Source organism: Streptomyces sp. NBC_00885, from assembly GCF_045207475.1.
GTDB lineage: Bacteria > Actinomycetota > Actinomycetes > Streptomycetales > Streptomycetaceae > Streptomyces.
In genome coordinates, this window is the sequence record NZ_CP108796.1 from 4,129,601 (window position 1) to 4,147,246 (window position 17,646).

19 protein-coding genes and 1 pseudogene are annotated in these 17,646 nt (G+C 70.0%); 11 read left to right on the plus strand and 9 right to left on the minus strand.

The genetic code is table 11. From position 1 onward, the window contains the following. Positions 1-37 precede the first annotated feature (37 nt). Complete coding sequence (paaN, locus tag OHA61_RS18670; protein ID WP_406303979.1) at positions 38-1,714, plus strand: phenylacetic acid degradation protein PaaN; 1,677 nt, start codon at positions 38-40, stop codon at positions 1,712-1,714. A gap of 111 nt (positions 1,715-1,825) precedes the next feature. Here paaN and OHA61_RS18675 read toward each other — a convergent pair whose 3' ends face one another. Genes OHA61_RS18675 through OHA61_RS18685 form a run of 3 tightly spaced genes read right to left on the minus strand, consistent with a single transcriptional unit; the run spans position 1,826 to position 4,493 of the window. Continuing rightward, positions 1,826-2,479, minus strand: a complete 654-nt coding sequence (locus OHA61_RS18675; RefSeq protein ID WP_324991143.1) for a TrmH family RNA methyltransferase — start codon at positions 2,477-2,479, stop codon at positions 1,826-1,828. Then, a complete protein-coding gene (locus OHA61_RS18680) occupies positions 2,476-3,669 on the minus strand; it encodes an HTTM domain-containing protein (protein ID WP_406303980.1) in 1,194 nt (397 codons plus the stop codon). The genes OHA61_RS18675 and OHA61_RS18680 overlap by 4 nt, the downstream gene beginning before the upstream one ends. Beyond that, complete coding sequence (locus OHA61_RS18685) at positions 3,666-4,493, minus strand: DUF5819 family protein (RefSeq protein WP_406303981.1); 828 nt, start codon at positions 4,491-4,493, stop codon at positions 3,666-3,668. Before OHA61_RS18685 ends, OHA61_RS18680 begins: the two co-directional genes overlap by 4 nt. 114 nt (positions 4,494-4,607) lie before the next feature. Between OHA61_RS18685 and paaA the strand changes: the two genes are divergently transcribed. From paaA to OHA61_RS18715, 6 genes are all read left to right on the plus strand, one after another. After that, a complete protein-coding gene (paaA, locus tag OHA61_RS18690) occupies positions 4,608-5,573 on the plus strand; it encodes a 1,2-phenylacetyl-CoA epoxidase subunit PaaA (protein WP_324991140.1) in 966 nt (321 codons plus the stop codon). Next, entirely contained in the window at positions 5,570-5,860 is a 291-nt protein-coding gene (gene paaB, locus OHA61_RS18695; RefSeq protein ID WP_324991138.1) for a 1,2-phenylacetyl-CoA epoxidase subunit PaaB, read from the plus strand. The genes paaA and paaB overlap by 4 nt, the downstream gene beginning before the upstream one ends. Further along, entirely contained in the window at positions 5,857-6,573 is a 717-nt protein-coding gene (gene paaC / locus OHA61_RS18700) for a 1,2-phenylacetyl-CoA epoxidase subunit PaaC (RefSeq protein ID WP_406303982.1), read from the plus strand. Before paaB ends, paaC begins: the two co-directional genes overlap by 4 nt. Positions 6,574-6,578: 5 nt before the next feature. Beyond that, entirely contained in the window at positions 6,579-7,070 is a 492-nt protein-coding gene (gene paaD, locus OHA61_RS18705; protein ID WP_406303983.1) for a 1,2-phenylacetyl-CoA epoxidase subunit PaaD, read from the plus strand. Further along, positions 7,071-8,126, plus strand: coding sequence for a 2Fe-2S iron-sulfur cluster-binding protein (locus OHA61_RS18710; protein WP_406303984.1), 1,056 nt, complete (start codon positions 7,071-7,073; stop codon positions 8,124-8,126). A 125-nt stretch (positions 8,127-8,251) separates the two neighbouring features. Continuing rightward, complete coding sequence (locus OHA61_RS18715) at positions 8,252-9,445, plus strand: acyl-CoA dehydrogenase family protein (RefSeq protein WP_406303985.1); 1,194 nt, start codon at positions 8,252-8,254, stop codon at positions 9,443-9,445. A 33-nt stretch (positions 9,446-9,478) separates the two neighbouring features. Here the strand turns inward: OHA61_RS18715 and OHA61_RS18720 are convergent, their stop codons facing one another. From OHA61_RS18720 to OHA61_RS18730, 3 genes are all read right to left on the minus strand, one after another. Then, a complete protein-coding gene (locus OHA61_RS18720; RefSeq protein ID WP_361902174.1) occupies positions 9,479-9,823 on the minus strand; it encodes a rhodanese-like domain-containing protein in 345 nt (114 codons plus the stop codon). 74 nt (positions 9,824-9,897) lie between these two features. After that, complete coding sequence (locus tag OHA61_RS18725) at positions 9,898-10,731, minus strand: hypothetical protein (RefSeq protein ID WP_361902171.1); 834 nt, start codon at positions 10,729-10,731, stop codon at positions 9,898-9,900. Between the two features lie 33 nt (positions 10,732-10,764). Then, positions 10,765-12,306, minus strand: a complete 1,542-nt coding sequence (locus OHA61_RS18730) for a DUF2252 domain-containing protein (protein WP_406303986.1) — start codon at positions 12,304-12,306, stop codon at positions 10,765-10,767. 204 nt (positions 12,307-12,510) lie between these two features. On the opposite strand from OHA61_RS18730, the gene OHA61_RS18735 reads away from it, so the two are divergent. Then, a complete protein-coding gene (locus OHA61_RS18735) occupies positions 12,511-12,948 on the plus strand; it encodes a MarR family winged helix-turn-helix transcriptional regulator (RefSeq protein ID WP_406303987.1) in 438 nt (145 codons plus the stop codon). Positions 12,949-13,090: 142 nt separating this feature from the next. Here OHA61_RS18735 and OHA61_RS18740 read toward each other — a convergent pair whose 3' ends face one another. Together OHA61_RS18740 and OHA61_RS18745 are read right to left on the minus strand one after the other, a co-directional pair. Beyond that, complete coding sequence (locus OHA61_RS18740; RefSeq protein ID WP_324991120.1) at positions 13,091-13,759, minus strand: response regulator transcription factor; 669 nt, start codon at positions 13,757-13,759, stop codon at positions 13,091-13,093. Positions 13,760-13,802: 43 nt separating this feature from the next. Next, positions 13,803-15,497 (minus strand): sensor histidine kinase, encoded by a 1,695-nt coding sequence (locus OHA61_RS18745; protein ID WP_406303989.1) that lies wholly within the window; start codon positions 15,495-15,497, stop codon positions 13,803-13,805. A 113-nt stretch (positions 15,498-15,610) separates the two neighbouring features. Here OHA61_RS18745 and OHA61_RS18750 point away from each other — a divergent pair. The 3 genes and pseudogenes from OHA61_RS18750 to crcB form a co-directional block, all read left to right on the plus strand. Further along, positions 15,611-15,790, plus strand: a pseudogene (locus tag OHA61_RS18750) (chromosome condensation protein CrcB); the annotation flags it as partial. Continuing rightward, positions 15,787-16,134, plus strand: coding sequence for a DUF190 domain-containing protein (locus OHA61_RS18755; protein ID WP_324991116.1), 348 nt, complete (start codon positions 15,787-15,789; stop codon positions 16,132-16,134). The pseudogene OHA61_RS18750 and the gene OHA61_RS18755, both read left to right, overlap by 4 nt. After that, complete coding sequence (gene crcB / locus OHA61_RS18760) at positions 16,131-16,505, plus strand: fluoride efflux transporter CrcB (RefSeq protein WP_266480392.1); 375 nt, start codon at positions 16,131-16,133, stop codon at positions 16,503-16,505. Before OHA61_RS18755 ends, crcB begins: the two co-directional genes overlap by 4 nt. 13 nt (positions 16,506-16,518) lie before the next feature. On the opposite strand, the gene OHA61_RS18765 is transcribed toward crcB, so the two are convergent. Then, positions 16,519-17,418, minus strand: a complete 900-nt coding sequence (locus OHA61_RS18765; RefSeq protein WP_406303990.1) for an aminoglycoside phosphotransferase family protein — start codon at positions 17,416-17,418, stop codon at positions 16,519-16,521. Positions 17,419-17,646 lie beyond the last annotated feature (228 nt).

The following is a 17,646-nucleotide window of genomic DNA, read 5'->3' on the forward strand; positions in this document are numbered from 1 at the left end:
TCCTTCCCTGCCCAGCTCGACGAGGAGTTGGTCCTTCATGCAGCTGACCGAGACCCACCGGCCCACGCTCGACCAGGCCCTCGAGGCGATCCGCACGCGCGCTTACTGGTCGCCGCACGCCGAGCACCCCAAGGCGTACGGAGAGAGCGCGCCGGCCGACGGCCTTGCCGCGTTCGAGGCTCTGCGCAACAACCGCTTCGAGCTGGACCAGCCGGGCACGGACGGCTGGACCGGCGGCGAAGTCTCGCCGTACGGCCCGGAGTTGGGTATCGAGTACCCGCACCCGGATCTGGACGTCCTGCTGCCGGCGATGCGCGCGGGCATGACCGCCTGGCGCGAGGCCGGGCCCGAGACCCGTGCCCTGGTCTGCCTGGAGATCCTCTCGCGGATCAGTGCCCGCACCCATGAGTTCGCGCACGCGGTGATGCACACCAGCGGGCAGGCCTTCATGATGGCGTTCCAGGCGGGCGGCCCGCACGCCCAGGACCGCGGCCTGGAGGCCGTGGCGTACGCCTACGAGGAGCAGACCCGCACCCCCGCGGCAGCCGACTGGTCCAAGCCGCAGGGCAAGCGCGACCCCCTGGAGCTGCGGAAGACCTTCACGACGGCCGGCCGCGGGATCTCCCTGCTGATCGGCTGCAACACCTTCCCCACGTGGAACGGCTACCCGGGGCTTTTCGCCTCCCTGGCCACCGGCAATCCCGTGCTGGTCAAGCCGCACCCCCGCGCGGTACTGCCGCTCGCGCTCACGGTGCGCGTGGCCCGCGAGGTGCTGGCCGAGGCGGGCTTCGATCCGAATCTCGTCGCTCTGGCAGTCGAGCGACCGGGCGAGGGCATCGCCAAGACCCTGGCCGTCCGCCCCGAGATCAAGATCATCGACTACACCGGATCCACCGCCTTCGGTGACTGGCTGGAGGCGAACGCCCGCCAGGCGCAGGTCTACACCGAGAAGGCCGGCGTCAACACGGTCGTTGTCGACTCCACCGACAACTACAAGGGAATGCTGTCCAACCTGGCCTTCTCGCTGTCCCTGTACAGCGGCCAGATGTGCACCACCCCGCAGAACTTCCTGATCCCGAGGGACGGGATCACCACGGACGTGGGCCCCAAGTCCTACGACGAGGTCGTCACCGACCTCGCGGCCTCCGTGGGCGGCCTGCTCGGCGACGACGCCCGGGCGAACGCCCTGCTGGGCGCGCTGGTCAACCCTGACGTGAAGGCGCGCCTGGACGCGGCGGCCGGACTGGGCGAGGTGGCGCTGCCCTCACGGAAGATCGCCAACCCGGAGTTCCCGGACGCGGTCGTCCGTACGCCGGTCATCGTCAAGCTCGACGGCGCCCGGAAGCTCTGGGAGGCAACCGACGCGGATGCCGTGTTCCTCTCGGAGTGCTTCGGCCCGGTGTCCTTCGCGGTCGCCGTGGACTCGACGGCCGACGCGCTGGAGCTGCTGCGGCGCACGGTCCGTGAGAAGGGCGCGATGACGGTCGGCGCGTACACGACCTCGGACGAGACCGAGCGCGCGATCGAGGACGTCTGCCTGGACGAGTCGGCGCAGCTCTCCCTGAACCTGACGGGCGGGGTGTACGTCAACCAGACGGCGGCGTTCTCCGACTTCCACGGCTCGGGTGGCAACCCGGCGGCAAACGCGGCCCTGTGCGACGGCGCCTTCGTCTCGAACCGCTTCCGTGTGGTGGAGGTCCGCCGCCAGGCCTGAAGCTCCTGAGCAGGCCGTGACCCGTGGGACGTACGGGTCACGGCCTTGCAAAGGGTCACGGCCGTGCGCGGTCCTCGGTTCAAGGCCTGCCGGATCCGCCTCGGCGGAGCACTACGGAGTGTGGATCTCCGCATACCGCTGTACCCAGGCATGCATCGCGATCGCGGCCGCCGCTCCCGCGTTGATCGAGCGCGTCGAGCCGAACTGTGCGATCGAGCAGACCATGCTCGCGTGCTTACGCGCCTCCTCCGTCAGCCCGGGTCCCTCCTGGCCGAAGAGCAGCACGCACCGCTGTGGCAGCTCGGTCCGCTCCAGCGGCACCGCCCCGGGCAGATTGTCGATCCCGATGATCGGCAGGTCTTCCTCGGCAGCCCACGCGGTCAGTGAGGCCGTGTCCGGGTGATGGCGCACATGCTGATAGCGGTCGGTGACCATGGCACCGCGCCGATTCCAGCGCCGCCGGCCCACGATGTGGATCTCCTGGGCGAGGAACGCGTTGGCGGTGCGCACCACTGAACCGATGTTGAAGTCGTGACCCCAGTTCTCCACTGCCACATGGAAACCGTGCCGTCGTGTGTCCAGATCGGCGACGATCGCCTCGCGCGTCCAGTACCGGTAGTGGTCGACCACATTGCGCCGGTCGCCCTCTGCCAGCAGGGAGGGGTCGTAGCACTCGTCCTGCGGCCAGGGCAGGGGATGCGGCCCGACGCCGACCTCGGGGCTGTAGGCGTCGTCGTACTGAATCGGTTCTTCGGTGGTGCTCACCCAACGAGCGTACGGGTCTGGTCCTGGCTCCCCCGCCGCTGCTCCGCCCCCACACCGCCCGCCCGGGAGAACAGCCGGCCCCTGCCGCGCGCCGCCCACCCGCCGAGCCGGACCAGGAAGCCGGTCGGCAGAAAGACGGCATCGGCGGCGATCATCGCCAGTGAGAAGAACGGCAGCCCCAGCAGCACGGCGATCGCCGCGTGCTCCATCATCATGGCCACGAGCAGGACGTTCTTGACGCGCCGGTTGAAGAGCGTGAAGGGGAAGGCGACCTGAACGATGACCGTGCCGTAGGTCAGCACCATCACCATCACGCCGCCGGAGGCGAGAAGGTCCGAAAGGGCCGGCCAGGGCGTGAAGTAGTCGAGTTTGAGCGGGTAGTACAGCGCGGTGCCGTCCTGCCAGCGCGAGCCCTGGATCTTGTACCAGCCTGCGGTGGCGTAGATCACACAGACCTCGGCCATGATCACGACGAGGGCGGCGTTGTGCGCGAGGTTGGCCACAACGTCCAGGAGGGCGCGCGGTTCGCCGCTCGGGAACCGGCCGGCCATCCACCACAGGCCCTGTCCCACCCAGAGCCCCCAGACAAGCAGCAGGACGTACCAGCCGGTCTGGTTCAGGAAGGTGGCTATCACCAGGGCGAATCCCAGCACGGCCCAGAGTGCCGGGCCGACGCGGTCACGCGGTGGTACACCCCGCCCATCCGGGGCGGCCCGTGCCGCGCGCCGCGCGTCCAGCGACCAGACCTGTCCGCAGCGCGTCAGAACCAGATAGATCGCCATCAGGTGGATTACGTTGTCCCCGCCGTCGCCCATGAAGATGGAGCGATTCTGCAGCGAGAGCACGCCGATCATGAAGAGCACGGACATGGTGCGGGTCCGCCAGCCGAGCATCAGCAGCGCGCTGGAGAGCACGGCGAGGCCGTACACGACCTCGAACCAGACGGTGTTGTCCGCCCACATCAGCGCGGTGAAGGCGTCATTGCCCGCGATGAGCTGCCGCGCCATGTCCCAGCTCCAGGAGCCGTCGGGGCCGTACATCTCCTGGCGGTTGGGCAGCTCGCGCAGCAGGAAGAGCAGCCAGGTGGCGGCGAAGCCGATCCGGATGACGGCGCTCTGGTACGGGCCCATGGCAGTGGAGGTGATGCGCTGGACGGCGCGGGCGGCCCTGCGGTCGGGAGTGTCGCTCACTGGCCCGCCTCCCCACGACCGTTGCGGACTCCCCCGGGCAGATCCGCCGCGGTGATCGTCCACCAGGGCAGAACGCGGTAGGCGGGGCGGGTGTCGATCTTCTCGTCGCTCCACTCCGGGGCCTTGACCGAGCGGGTCGAAGACCTGAGCTGGATGCGCTCGACGGAGCCGCCAAGGTCGCGCTTGTCGAGCCGCGTCATCACGATGCGGCGGACATAGCTCTCCGAGAGCTGGCCGCGCAGGCCGTTGCCGCGGTTCTGGCTGTCGTGGGAATTGACATAGAAGTCCCAGGCCCTGCGCAGCTCGTTCTGCTGGACATGGCTGGGGAGGGGATTGCCGCGGATCGCCTCGCCGTCATCGGCGGTGAGGTCGATCCAGCCGGAGTTCTCGCGGCTGCCGTCGGCGGCCGTGTACTCGACCATCACCTCGACGTCGACGTTCTGCTGGAGCGGGTTCGGGGCGAAGAGCTTCCAGTTCTGCTCGAACTCGGGATAGATCCAGCCGTCGACCGCTTCGCCATGCTCCTTGGTCACCGTATTGGGCGGCGCGACGTGCAGAAACACCATGGTCAGGTGGACGCAGGCGAGCGCGGCGATGATCGCGAGCGAGAGGGCGGCAGCCACTTGATACGGGAGGGAGAGCGCCGCGATGCCCCTGCCGGGCACAGAGCCCGGGCCGGGCATGGGCTGCGACTGAGGTGCGGGATCGGGCCGGCCGACAGCCTCCCGCCGAGCTGCCGGGACGGGCTCGGGGCCGTGGCCCGCAGGCGGCTCGGAGCTCAGGCCCCCGGCGCCTCTGGCGTCCTCGTCCTCGTAGGAGTCCATCCCGCCCCGATCCCCATCGGTCCACCTCAGTTATCCACAGGGTTGACACCCTACGGGCCGTCGACTCACCATTGAAGTCAATGAACCGAACGATCGGTCGGTAGGGGAGCCCGGATGACGGCAGTGACTGCGGATACCTACGAGGCGGTTTTCGACGCCGCCGTAGCCGCCGACGAGCGCATCGAACCGCGCGACTGGATGCCGGACGCCTACCGGGCGACGCTGGTGCGCCAGATGGCCCAGCACGCCCATTCCGAGATCATCGGCATGCAGCCCGAGGCGAACTGGATCACCCGTGCGCCCTCGCTGCGGCGCAAGGCGATCCTGATGGCCAAGGTCCAGGACGAAGCAGGCCACGGCCTTTATCTGTACAGCGCGGCCGAGACCCTGGGCACCAGCCGCGAGGAGCTGCTCGACAAGCTCCACGCCGGCCGCCAGAGGTACTCCTCGATCTTCAACTACCCGACGCTGACCTGGGCCGATGTCGGCGCGATCGGCTGGCTGGTGGACGGCGCCGCGATCACCAACCAAGTGCCGCTGTGCCGCTGCTCGTACGGTCCTTACGCCCGGGCCATGGTCAGGATCTGCAAGGAGGAGTCCTTCCACCAGCGCCAGGGCTACGAGCTGCTGCTCACCCTCTCCAGGGGCACGCCCGCCCAGCACGAGATGGCGCAGGACGCGGTGAACCGCTGGTGGTGGCCCTCGCTGATGATGTTCGGCCCGCCGGACGACGAGTCGTCGCACTCCGTGCAGTCCATGGCCTGGAAGATCAAGCGGCACTCCAACGACGAGCTGCGCCAGCGCTTCGTGGACATCTGCGTCCCGCAGGCCGAAACCCTCGGGCTCACCCTCCCCGACCCCGACCTGCGGTGGAACGAGGAGCGGGGCCACCACGACTTCGGCGCGATCGACTGGTCGGAGTTCCAGGAAGTCCTCAAGGGCAACGGCCCCTGCAACGAACAGCGGATCACGCAGCGGCGCAGGGCGCACGAAGAGGGTGCCTGGGTCCGGGAAGCGGCCGCGGCCTACGCAAGCAAGCATGAAGCACAGCACGTGAAGCCCGGGGAGGCGACGGCATGAGCAGCTCGACCGACTGGCCGCTGTGGGAGGTCTTCGTCCGCTCGCGGCGCGGGCTGTCCCACACCCACGCGGGAAGCCTGCACGCCCCGGACGCGGAGATGGCCCTGCGCAACGCCCGCGATCTGTACACCCGGCGCAGCGAGGGCGTGTCGATCTGGGTCGTCCCCTCCACCTCGATCACCGCGTCCTCGCCCGACGAGAAGGACCCCTTCTTCGAGCCGGCCGCCGACAAGCCCTACCGCCACCCGACCTTCTATGAGATCCCGGAAGGGGTGAAGCACCTGTGACCACCACGGTGAACGCCGCGGCACTGGCCCTCGGCGACGACGCACTGGTGCTCTCGCACCGCCTGGGGGAGTGGGCCGGCCATGCGCCGGTCCTGGAGGAGGATGTCGCCCTCGCCAATATCGCGCTGGACCTGCTGGGGCAGGCGCGGGTGCTGCTCTCCCTCGTCGGTGACGAGGACGAGCTGGCGTATCTGCGCGAGGAGCGGGCCTTCCGCAATCTCCAGCTGGTCGAGCAGCCGAACGGCGACTTCGCGCACACCATCGCCCGCCAGCTCTACTTCTCCGTCTACCAGCGGCTGCTGTACGGGCAGCTGGCGGCCGGCGACGGCGAGTTCGCCGGGCTCGCGGCGAAGGCGGTCAAGGAGGTCGCATACCACCAGGACCACGCCGAGCACTGGACGGCGCGGCTCGGCGACGGCACGGCCGAGAGCCATGAGCGGATGCAGCGCGCCTGCGATGCGCTGTGGCGGTTCACCGGCGAGATGTTCCAGCCGGTCGAAGGGATCGACATCGACTGGCAGGCACTGCAGTCCAGTTGGCTGGAGAGCGTCAGCGCCGTCCTGGAACGGTCGACGCTGACCGTGCCCGACGGGCCGCGAACCGGCGGCTGGGCCGCGGGGGCGGGCCGCCAGGGTCTGCACACCGAGTCCTTCGGGCGGATGCTGGCCGAGATGCAGCATCTGCACCGAAGCCACCCGGGGGCGTCGTGGTGACCGACGTGACCGACACGCGCCTCGAGGAGGAGCTGCGCAGGCTCGCCGGCTCCGTGCCGGACCCTGAGCTGCCGGTGCTGACCCTGGAGGAGCTCGGTGTGCTGCGCGGGGTTCAGATCCTCGGGCCCGGCAGAGTCGAGGTCGAACTGACTCCGACCTATACCGGCTGCCCGGCGATCGAGGCCATGACCTCGGACATAGAACAGATCCTGCACGAGAACGGGGTGCCGGACGTCTCGGTCGTCAGGGTTCTCTCCCCGGCCTGGTCGACGGACGACATCAGCGCGGAAGGGCGCCGCAAACTCGCCGAGTTCGGGATAGCACCGCCTCGTCCGCACGCTGCGGAGGGGCCGGTGGCGCTGACGCTCTCCGTGCGCTGCCCGCACTGCGGCTCCACCGACACCGAACTGCTGAGCAGGTTCTCCTCCACCGCCTGCAAGGCTCTGCGCCGCTGCGTCAGCTGCCGCGAACCATTCGACCACTTCAAGGAGTTGTAGATGTTCCATCCGCTCCGGGTGAGCGAGGTCGAACAGCTCACGGACGACTCGGTGGCGGTCACCTTCCAGGTGCCGCCCGAGCTGCGCGAGACCTTCCGGCACACCCCCGGCCAGCATCTGGCCCTGCGCCGCCTGGTGCAGGGCGAGGAGATCCGCCGTACCTACTCGATCTGCGCCCCGGCCGCCCCGGGACACGCTGATCCGATGCTGCGTGTGGGCATCCGGCTGGTCGACGGCGGCGAGTTCTCGACGTTCGCGCTCAAGGAGCTCGCAGTCGGCGACACCGTCGAGGTGATGCCCCCGATGGGCCGCTTCCTCCTCGCCCCCCGCCCCGGGTACTTCGCGGCGATCGTCGGCGGCAGCGGTATTACCCCGGTGCTGTCGATGGCGGCGACGCTGCTGGCGACCGAGCCGGAGGCCCGGTTCTGCCTGATACGCAGCGACCGCACCGCGGCTTCGACGATGTTCCTGGACGAGGTCGCCGAGCTCAAGGACCGCTTCCCCGACCGTCTGCAGCTGGTCACGGTGCTCTCGCGGGAGGAGCAGCAGTCGGGGCTGCCTTCCGGACGGCTGGACCAGGAGCGGCTGACCGGGCTGTTGCCGGCGCTGCTGCCGGTGGCGGACGTGGACGGCTGGTTCCTCTGCGGCCCCTTCGGCCTGGTCCAGGGCGCCGAGCGCGCGCTGCGCGGGCTCGGGGTGGACCGCAGCCGCATCCACGAGGAGATCTTCCATGTGGACGACGGCTCGGGGCCGAGCAAGGCCGCGGTGAGCGCCCCGGCCCATGCCGAGCTCACCGCGACCCTCGACGGCCGGTCCGGCAAGTGGCCCGTCCGGGAAGGGGAGTCGCTGCTCGAGACGGTTCTGCGGAGCCGCGCGGACGCGCCATACGCGTGCAAGGGCGGTGTCTGTGGCACCTGCAGGGCGTTCCTGGTCTCGGGCGAAGTGCGGATGGACCGCAACTTCGCGCTGGAGCAGGAGGAGACCGAGGCGGGCTATGTGCTGGCCTGCCAGTCCCATCCGGCCACACCGGAAGTGGAGCTGGACTTCGACCGCTGAGCCGGGGCGCGCCGAGCGGGCGCGCCCCGGTCCTCCCGCGCTGTGTTCTTTTTCCGGGACCTGCTCTATCTTGACGGTCCGTCAGATACGGATGAGGCAGCGCCGGTGCGTGGGAGGACAGGAACGTGGACTTCACCTTCACCGAGGAGCAGCAGGCGGCCGTCGAGGCGGCGAAAGCGGTGTTCTCGGGCGTCGCTCCCGACAGAGTACCGAGCCCCGCGCTCACCCCTGGCGCGGTGGCCGAGGCGTTCGACCGGCCGCTGTGGGCCAAGCTCGCGGGCGTGGATCTGCTGAGTCTGGTCCTGTCTCCGCGGTACGGCGGGGCGGGCCTCGCCCCCATCGCGCTCTGCCTGGTCCTGCGCGAGTCGGCGAAGGTGCTCGCGCGGGTGCCGCTGCTGGAGACGAGCGCGGTCGCCATGGCCGTCGAGCGTTATGGCAGCACCGAGTTGAGCGAGGAGATCCTCCCCCGGGTCGGCCGCGGTGAGCTGGTCCTCACCGTCGGGGCCAATGGCCGCACCGGTCACGACCCCGCCGAGCTCGCCGTCGCCGCCCGCCGGGACGCCGGGCACGGGAGCGGGGGCGGGGGCGGGGACAGGCACGATGACGGGGGCGGCTGGGTGCTCGACGGCGTGCAGACAGGCGTCCCCTGGGCCCAGTGCGCGGACCGCATTGCCATACCGGCGCACACCGATGACGGCCGGGCCGTTTTCGCCCTGGTCCGCCGGGACCATGACGGTCTCACTCTCGCCGAGCAGATCTCCACCAGCGGCGAACGTTTCGCCGAGGTCAGCCTGGATTCCGTACGGATCGGGAGCCGCGAGCTGATCGACGCCGAGGGCGCCTGGGAGTGGCTGCGCCAGCTCCTGGCGACCGGGACCTGTGCCCTGGCACTCGGACTGGGTGAGGCGGTGCTCTCGATGACCAGTGAATACACCGGAAAACGCGAGCAGTTCGGATTCCCGGTCGCGACATTCCAGGCCGTCGCCGTCCAGGCCGCCGACCGCTATATCGATCTGCGCGCGATGGAGGCGACCCTCTGGCAGGCGGCCTGGCGGCTGGGCCCGGCTCGGGGGAGTGCGGGTGCCGGCGGCCCACTGCCCGTGTCCGGCGATGTGGCGGTGGCCAAGATCTGGGCCTCGGAGGGCGTACGCCGTGTCGTACAGACAGCCCAGCATCTGCACGGAGGCTTCGGCGCGGACACCGACTATCCGCTGCACCGCTATCACGCCTGGGCCAAGCAGCTCGAGCTCTCGCTCGGCCCGGCAGCGGCCCATGAGGAGGCGCTGGGCGACCTGCTGGCAGCCCATCCCCTCGGCTAGGAACTCAGGTCGGCCAGGAACTCAGGCGGAAGCTCAGAGAACGAACGCCGGGCTGTCGTTGTCGGTGACCATCGGACGCCCGGCGCCGTCCCAGGCGAGCATGCCGCCCTCGACGTTCACCGCGTCGATGCCCTGCTGCACCAGATACTGGGTGACCTGCGCGGACCGCCCGCCGACCCGGCACATCACAAAGGCACGGCCCTTGTCCGCCACAGCCTCGGTCACCTCACCGAAGCGAGCCACAAAGTCGCTCATCGGCACATGCAGTGCGCCCTCGACATGCCCGGCCGCCCACTCGTCGTTCTCCCGGACGTCCAGCACAAGGCCCTCGGACGGTACCGCCGCGGCGTCCACCGAGGGCAGCGGGGCGAAATTCATGGGCTATGCCTTCTCTCGTACGTACGGCGGCGGGGTTCGCCGGTATCCAGGTCTCCCGGGACGCCTCAGAAAACCTACTGCACGAGTTTGGACAGTTCCGCCTCGCGCTCGGCGACCTGCGCGAGCAGCTGCTCGGCAATCTCCTCCAGCAGCCGGTCCGGGTCTTCGGGCGCCATCCGCAGCATCGCGCCGATCGCGCTCTCCTCCAGCTCCCTGGCGACCGCGGTCAGCAGCTCCTTGCGCTGCGACAGCCACTCGAGCCGGGCGTAGAGCTCCTCGCTCTCGCTCAGCCGCTGCTCGGCCGGCACGGGTCCGGCCTCCCACTCCGCGGCCAGCTCCTTCAGCAACGCCACGTCGCCGAGCCCGTACGCGCCGTTCACGCGTGTGATGAACTCGTCGCGCCGCGTCCGTTCCGCCTCGTCCTGAGCCAGGTCCGGATGCGCCTTGCGGGCCAGCTCGCGGTAGAGCTTGCGCGCCTCTTCGCTCGGCCGCACCCGCTTCGGCGCCCGCACAGGCTGGTCGGTGAGCATCGCGGCGGCCTCGGGGGAGAGGCCGTCAGTGTCCATCCAGTCGTGGAACAGCTCGTCGACGCCGGGCATGGGCATCACCATCGCCCGGGCCTCCTGCGCCTTGCGCAGATCCTCCGGGTCACCGGTGCGGGCGGCCGTGGCCTCGGCGATCTGGGCATCCAGCTCGTCCAGGCGCGCGTACATCGGGCCGAGCTTCTGGTGATGCAGCCGGGAGAAGTTCTCGACCTCCACCCGGAACGTCTCCAGCGCGATCTCGAACTCGATCAGCGCCTGCTCGGCCGCGCGCACCGCCTTCTCCAGCCGGGCCTCGGGCCGCGCCTGCGCGTCCTGCTCTTCGTCGTTCCGGGTCGTCGGGCCCCCGGGTGCATCCTGGGTCACCCGCCCAGCCTACGGGCGCGGCCGAGCGCCCTGTCACACCCCCAGCTCAGCGGCTATCCGCCCGCTCTTGATCGCCGACAGCAGATCCGCGTGGTCCGCCTCCGTACGGTCCGCGTAGATCATGGCGAAGCCGGCCACCGCCTCGTCCAGCTCTTCGTTCTTTCCGCAGTATCCGGCGAGCATCCGCGGGTCGGCGCTGTGCGCGTGCGCCCGGGCCAGCAGGGCTCCGGTCATCCGTCCGTAGTCGTCGACCTGGTCCGGGGCGAGGGCCGCCGGATCCACGCTGCCCTTGCGGTTCCTGAACTGCCGTACCTGGAAAGGTCGTCCGTCGACGGTCGTCCAGCCGAGCAGGATGTCGCTGACCACCTGCATCCGCTTCTGGCCGAGCACCACCCGGCGTCCCTCGTGCTCCACGTCCGGAACCGGGAACCCGGCAGCCGTCAGATACGGCAGCAGCACCGAGGACCGTGCCTCCTTGACCTGCAGCACCAGCGCATCGCCCCGGTGGTCGAGCAGCAGCATCACATATGACCGCGTACCCACACTCCCGGTCCCGACCACGCGGAAGGCCACATCATGGATCGAGTACCGGGCGAGCAGCGGCAGCCGGTCCTCGGACACCGTGTGCAGATACTCCTCCAGCGACGCGGCGACGGCCGCCGCCTCCGCGTCCGGCACCCGCCGCAGCACCGGCGGCGCGTCCACGAAGCGCCGTCCCCCGTCGCCCCCGGCGGACCCGCTGCCGGCCACAGCCTCGGTCGACTTGGCGGCGAAGCGCGCGCTCGTGTTGTTGCGGGCCTTCTCCGAAACCCGCTCCAGCGTGCCCAGCAGATCCCGCGCGTCCGTGTGGGAGACGAGCTCCTCGTCGGCGATGGCGTTCCACGCGTCCAGCGCGGGCAGCCTGGCGAGCAGCCGCATCGTGCGCCGGTAGGCGCCCACGGCGTCGAAGGCGGCCGCCCGGCAGACGGTCTCGTCCGCGCCCACCACGCGCCCGGCCAGGACCAGCGAGACGGCGAGCCGCTTGAGGTCCCATTCCCAGGGGCCGACGACGGTCTCGTCGAAGTCGTTCAGATCGATGACGAGACGGCCACGCGCATCGCCGTACAGACCGAAGTTCGCCGCGTGCGCATCGCCGCAGATCTGCGCGCTCACTTCGGTGACCGGAGTGCCCACCAGGTCGTGGGCCATCAGGCCGGCCGATCCGCGGAGAAAGGCGAACGGCGAGGCGGCCATCCGGCCCACCCGTATCGGAGTGAGCTCCGGCACCCGGCCCCGGCTGGACTCCTCGACGGCCTGGACGGCGTCGGGCCGCGCCCCCGGGAGTACGAGTGAGTCGTGCGAGGCCCGCGGAATCCGGTCCCGCAGCGCCTTCCCCGCCTCCTTCGGCGACCTGGCGCCATCCTGAGCACCGGGCGTCTGCTGCCCCGGACGCCGTGCGAATCCGGGCACCACCGGAATACGTGACCCCACGCCCGCCGCGTCCCCGGATGCCCCCGCCGCATCCCGCGCCCCGCCGGCTCCCGCTCCGCCGAACTCCGTCTGCCGCACCGGCGTCCCCGTCTCAGCCTCACCCATGACGCGCTGCCTCCCCCGTCGTCGTACACGTACACCTTCAACATCAACTGCTACTGACCGTACCGCCGCTCCCCGACGGCCGTCTCCCCCTGTGGATAACGTTCGCTGCCTCCACCGCCTGCGGAGATCAACCACAGCCGAGCTCCCAGAAGCCCCCTTCGCCTAAACGTTGTACTGTGCAACCGAGATCGAGGAGGGCGAACCATGTCAGCCACACGTGACGAGTCCGTCGACACCATCGAGCGTGAGCTCACCGCGTTCGCCCGCCGTGCCCGCCCCGCGGCCGCCCGACTCCACCCCGAACTGCCGCTGGTCTCCTACACGTTGCTGGCACACATCGACGGCCGGCAGGGCTGCCGCGCCACCGACCTCGCGGCGCACTACATGCTCGACAAGTCCACCGTCAGCAGGCAGGTCTCCGCCCTCGAAAAGCTCGGCCTTGTCGAGCGGCGGTCCGACACCGACGACCATCGCGTCCAGGTCCTACACCCCACCGCGGCAGGAACCGAACTGCTCTCCTCCACCCACGCGAGCCGCCGCGCCGCCTACCAGGAGCGCCTCGCCGACTGGCCGACCGAGGATCTGGCCCGGTTCGCCGCGTATCTCCTGCGCTACAACGCGGCCGGAGCAGACACCGCCTAGCCGGAGAGCATGCGCTCACTGACGCCCGGCGTTTCACGTGAAACAGGCAACACGGATGTTCCACGTGGAACGACGTCCCATCACGCCGCCGTCCGCGTGACAGCCGCCCCCCGACGGTCCCGGCGGCACGCGCCCCCTCCCATCACCCCGCGCCCAGCCCCGCATCCCGCGCCAGAAGCGCCGCCTGCACCCGGTTCTCGCACTCCAGCTTCGCCAGGAGCCGGCTCACATACGTCTTCACCGTGGCCTCGCTCATATGCAGGCGCCGCCCGGCGTCCGCGTTGGACAGCCCCTCCCCCAGCAGGGCGAGCACGTCCCGCTCGCGACTGCTCAGCCCGGCCACCCTCGTCCGCGCCTGCTCACCGCGCGCCGCCGCCCGCCCCGAGGCGAGCTGGTCCACCACATGCCGGGTCGCACCGGGCGAGAGATACGCATCCCCCGCCGCCGCCGCGCGTACCGCCCCGATCAGCTCCGCGGGTGCGGTGTCCTTCAGCAGAAAGCCCGCGCCGCCATGCTCCAGCGCCCGCAGCACGTTCTCGCGTTCGCCGAAGGTCGTCAGCACGATCACCCGTGCCGCCGGTGCCGCCCTGCGCAGCTCTCCCAGAGCCGTGAGGCCGTCCATCACCGGCATCTGGATGTCGAGAAGCACCACATCGGCACTGTGTGAACGCGCGAACTCGATCGCCTCGCGCCCGTTGGCGGCCTCCGCCACGACCTCGATCCCGCGGTCGGAGGTGAGGATCATCCGGATCCCGGCCCTGATGAGCGGCTCGTCATCAGCGATGACAACCCGGATCGGCGACTGTGTCACCTGCACCCCCCACACCCAGCGGCCCCCATGCGGCCAACTCCACTTATCGGCTGACCTCGTAGGACTTCTTCTCGATCAGCTTGCCGTCCTTGAAGCAGAACCGGAACACCGGCTCTGTGTCGAAGTTGTCTCCCACCTCCGAGGACATGAGCACCAGGCATTCGGATCCCGCAGGCTCCTGAGGGCCCTTGCCGCTCAGCCCGGTGGTCGTGATCGTGTCCCCGCTCGGCAGCCGGTCACGCACCTCGTCCTCGGCGGTCCCGATCTTCACCTTCTCGTAGTCGACGGGGTCGATCATCCCCTCACTCATCGAACCCACCAGGAAGAACAGCCCGAAGACACCCGCTGCCCCCAGTACCAGCAACGCCGCCAGAGCGATCCCGCAGCCCAGCGCCAGACCGCCGCCTCTGCTTCTGTTCTGTCCACCCCTCGCCAGCTCCCGCTCCGAAACAGTCCAGTCCATGACCGGACCACCGTTCCCTAGCGCGGCCTGCGGCGACTGCTGGCGGAAATCGTCCTCCGTCGCGACGAACGGCGCCGCTTCCACGACTCCGTACGGCAGCACCCCCGCAACCCGGAAACCCCCGCCGTCCGCCGGACCCGCGTGCACCATGCCACCGACCAGCCGTGCCCGCTCCCGCAGCCCGGTCAGCCCCTGCCCGCCACTGACCACCTCGCCGGGCGCAGGCGCCACCGCGGCCCCGCTGACGATCTCGAGGACGAACGAGTCCGGCTCGTATCTCAGCTCCACGCCTATCGCGGCCCCGGGCGCGTGCTTGTACGCATTGGTCAGCGCCTCCTGCACGATGCGGTAGGCAGCATGGTCGGCCGCTGCCGCAAGGGGCCGCGCCTCGCCCGAGCACCGCAGCTCCACGGCATTGCCCGCCGCACGCGCCGCCTCCACGAGCCCCGCGATACCGGCTGTCCCCCGCGCGGCCCGCCCCGACTCGTCCACCGGCGGCGGCGCCTCGACCCCGTCCCGCAGAATCCCGACGACCTCGCGCAGCTCGTGCATGGCGGTCACTGAAGCGTCCCGGAGCACGCCGACGACCTCCCGCTGCCGTGGTGTCAACCCGGGGTCCACCTCGAGCGCCCCGGTGTGTACGGAGATCAGCGCCAGCTGATGGCCAAGGCTGTCGTGCATGTCCTGGGCGATCCGCTGCCGCTCCAGGAGCCGCGCCTGCCCCGCCACCATCGCCCGCTCCCACAGGAGCTGGCTGTTGCGCTCCTGCAGGGCGTGCAGCAGGGTCCGGCGCTGCGTCCAGTAGCGGCTGGCCAGCCCCGGTACGACCGTCGTCGCCAGGAAGTAGAGAGTGGCGAGCAGCACCACCGTCATCTGCGCCTGCTGCGACCAGGCGTCCACGAGCGTGGTCCCGATGAAGAGGACGTACGCGACGGTGAACGCGGCCAGCGCCCGGCCGGCGCCCACGATCCTGCGCCCCGCCGACCACCCCACGACCATCAGCAGCGCCGCGAAGCCGCTCATGAGCGGCGCCAGCCCCCCGGTTATCACCAGGACCGGCGTCGGCATCCGGCGCCGCAGCAGGGACAGCAGCCCGGCCGACACACCGACGAGCAGCAGCCTCAGTCCCTCGCTGCCCAGCAGTTCCTCGGTCCCGGCAGCCATGAGGCCCAGCACCAGGGCGAGCACCAGCTCGCCGGCGGTCCGCCGCCTCGACCACAGCTCGGGCGCCGCCAGCCATGCCCAGCCCGCCCGTATCCTCGATGAAGCGTTCACGGTGGCACCCTAAACAGCGCGCCCCGGCGCCCACGCCCCCCTTTCGTCTTGCCGGGGAGCGACGAACGTCGCACGGTGCGAGGGGGCGCCCAGGTCCGGGCGCCCTGCGAGCAGGCGTGTCGGGCGGGTTCACAGCGTTCTCGACATACGCGGTGGATATTCGACGTCTGGCGGAAGGCGGCCAGGCCGGTACAGGCTGGCGTATCTGGGACCGACGCCGCTCGCGACGCTCGCGGGTGGTGTGGAGTGCGGTGTGGGTGGCGCGCCGCGTACTGGCGTGGAGGCAGGGATGACCAGGCTGACGGGCACGGCACTGCGCGTAACGATCTTCATCGGGGAATCGGATCTGTGGCACCACAAACCGGTGTACACGGAGATCGTGCACCGGGCGCACAAGGCGGGGCTGGCGGGCGCGAGTGTGTTCCGGGGAATTGAGGGGTTCGGCGCCTCCTCGTTGATTCACACCGTCCGGCTGCTGTCGCTGAGCGAGGATCTGCCGGTGGCAATCGTGATCGTGGATGACGAGGAACGCATCCGCGCCTTCCTGCCGCAGCTCGACGAGCTGGTCACGGAGGGGCTCGTGATCCTGGACGACTGCGAGGTCATCCGCTACGCGGGCAGGGAGACGTCCAAGTGAACTGGCTGCTGGTCGCGCTGGGGGCGGCGATCGGCGCCCCCTTGCGCTTCCTGACCGACCGGGCGGTGCAGACCAGGCACGACTCGGTCTTCCCGTGGGGGACCTTCGCGGTCAACGTCGTCGGCTGTCTCGTACTCGGTGTGCTGACCGGGGCGGTGACGGCCGGGGCGGCGTCCTCACACGTGCAGTTGTTCCTGGGGACCGGGCTGTGCGGGGCGCTGACGACGTACTCGACGTTCAGCTACGAGACGCTGCGGCTGGTCGAGGATGGGGCGAAGTTCTACGCGGCGGTCAATGTGATCGCCGGCGTGGTCGCCGGGCTGGGCGCGGTGTTCGCCGGTGTCCTGTTCGGCGAGGCGCTCTGGGACTGACGTCATGTCGGTGTCATTCGGCGGGACCGTGGTCGGTGAGGACTTCCTCGATGACATGTCGAGCGATGGTCGCCATCACCGGATTCGTGTGCCGGTAGTACCGCAGTTCCATGAGCGCTATCGACAGCGCCCAGCCGCGGCCTCGTGCCCAGGCCGCGTCATCAACATCCAGGGCGGCCCGGAAGGCGCCCCTCGTGTCGGCCGGCAACAGGTACCACGCCGAGATCAGGTCGACTGCGGGATCCCCCAGCCCCAGACACCCGAAGTCGATGACTGCGCTGAGCCGTCCGCGGGCCATCAGCAGATTGCCCGGCTGCAGGTCCGCGTGAAGCCAGACTGCCGGGCCGGACCACTCCGGAGCCCGCAGGGCCGCTTCCCAAGTGGTCGTCGCCGCATCGGTGTCGACGATTCCACGCAGTTCCGCGATCGCGGCACGTGTCGCGGTGTCCCGGTCGGCCAAGGGCTCACTTCGGTAGGAGGGAGGCCCGTCCGTGGGATCGATCCGGTGCAGCGCGGTGACGAACTCCGCCAGGTCCTGTGCGAGCAGGCCGGGTTCGGCGATGGACCCGACGCTCGGATTCTCGCCGTCGAGCCATCGGTACACGGACCAATGCCACGGATACGACAGAGCGGGCGTTCCCTTGCCCAGCGGAACGGGAATGTCGCAGGGAAGCAGCGGGGCAAGCCGTGGCAGCCACCGGTGTTCTTTCTCCACGTCATGGGCGGCCCCCGCGAGGCGGGGGAGTCGTACGACCATGTCCCGGCCCAGCCGGTACATGGCATTGGATGTGCCGGCGGAGTCGATCGGCTCGACGGGAAGGCCCGCCCACCGCGGAAACTGAGCGGCGATGAGCCGATGCACAAGAGCTGCGTCGGTGCTCGCCTCGTCGGCATGCATCTTGCTGGCGCACATAGGACCGTCCTGAAGACAGGGCCCGCACCGTGAGGCATGTCATGGTGTGGGCTCATTCACGTAAAAACCACCCGGTACGTACCAAACTCGGGCCGTCACGGGCCTCACCAACGAGAAACGGGCCCCCACCAGGACTTTCGTCTCTGGTGAGAACCCGTTTCGTCGGTTTCTCTCTGTGGGGAACCGACGAAATGCGCTGGTAGCGGTGATGCCCTCCCGCAGGGTACC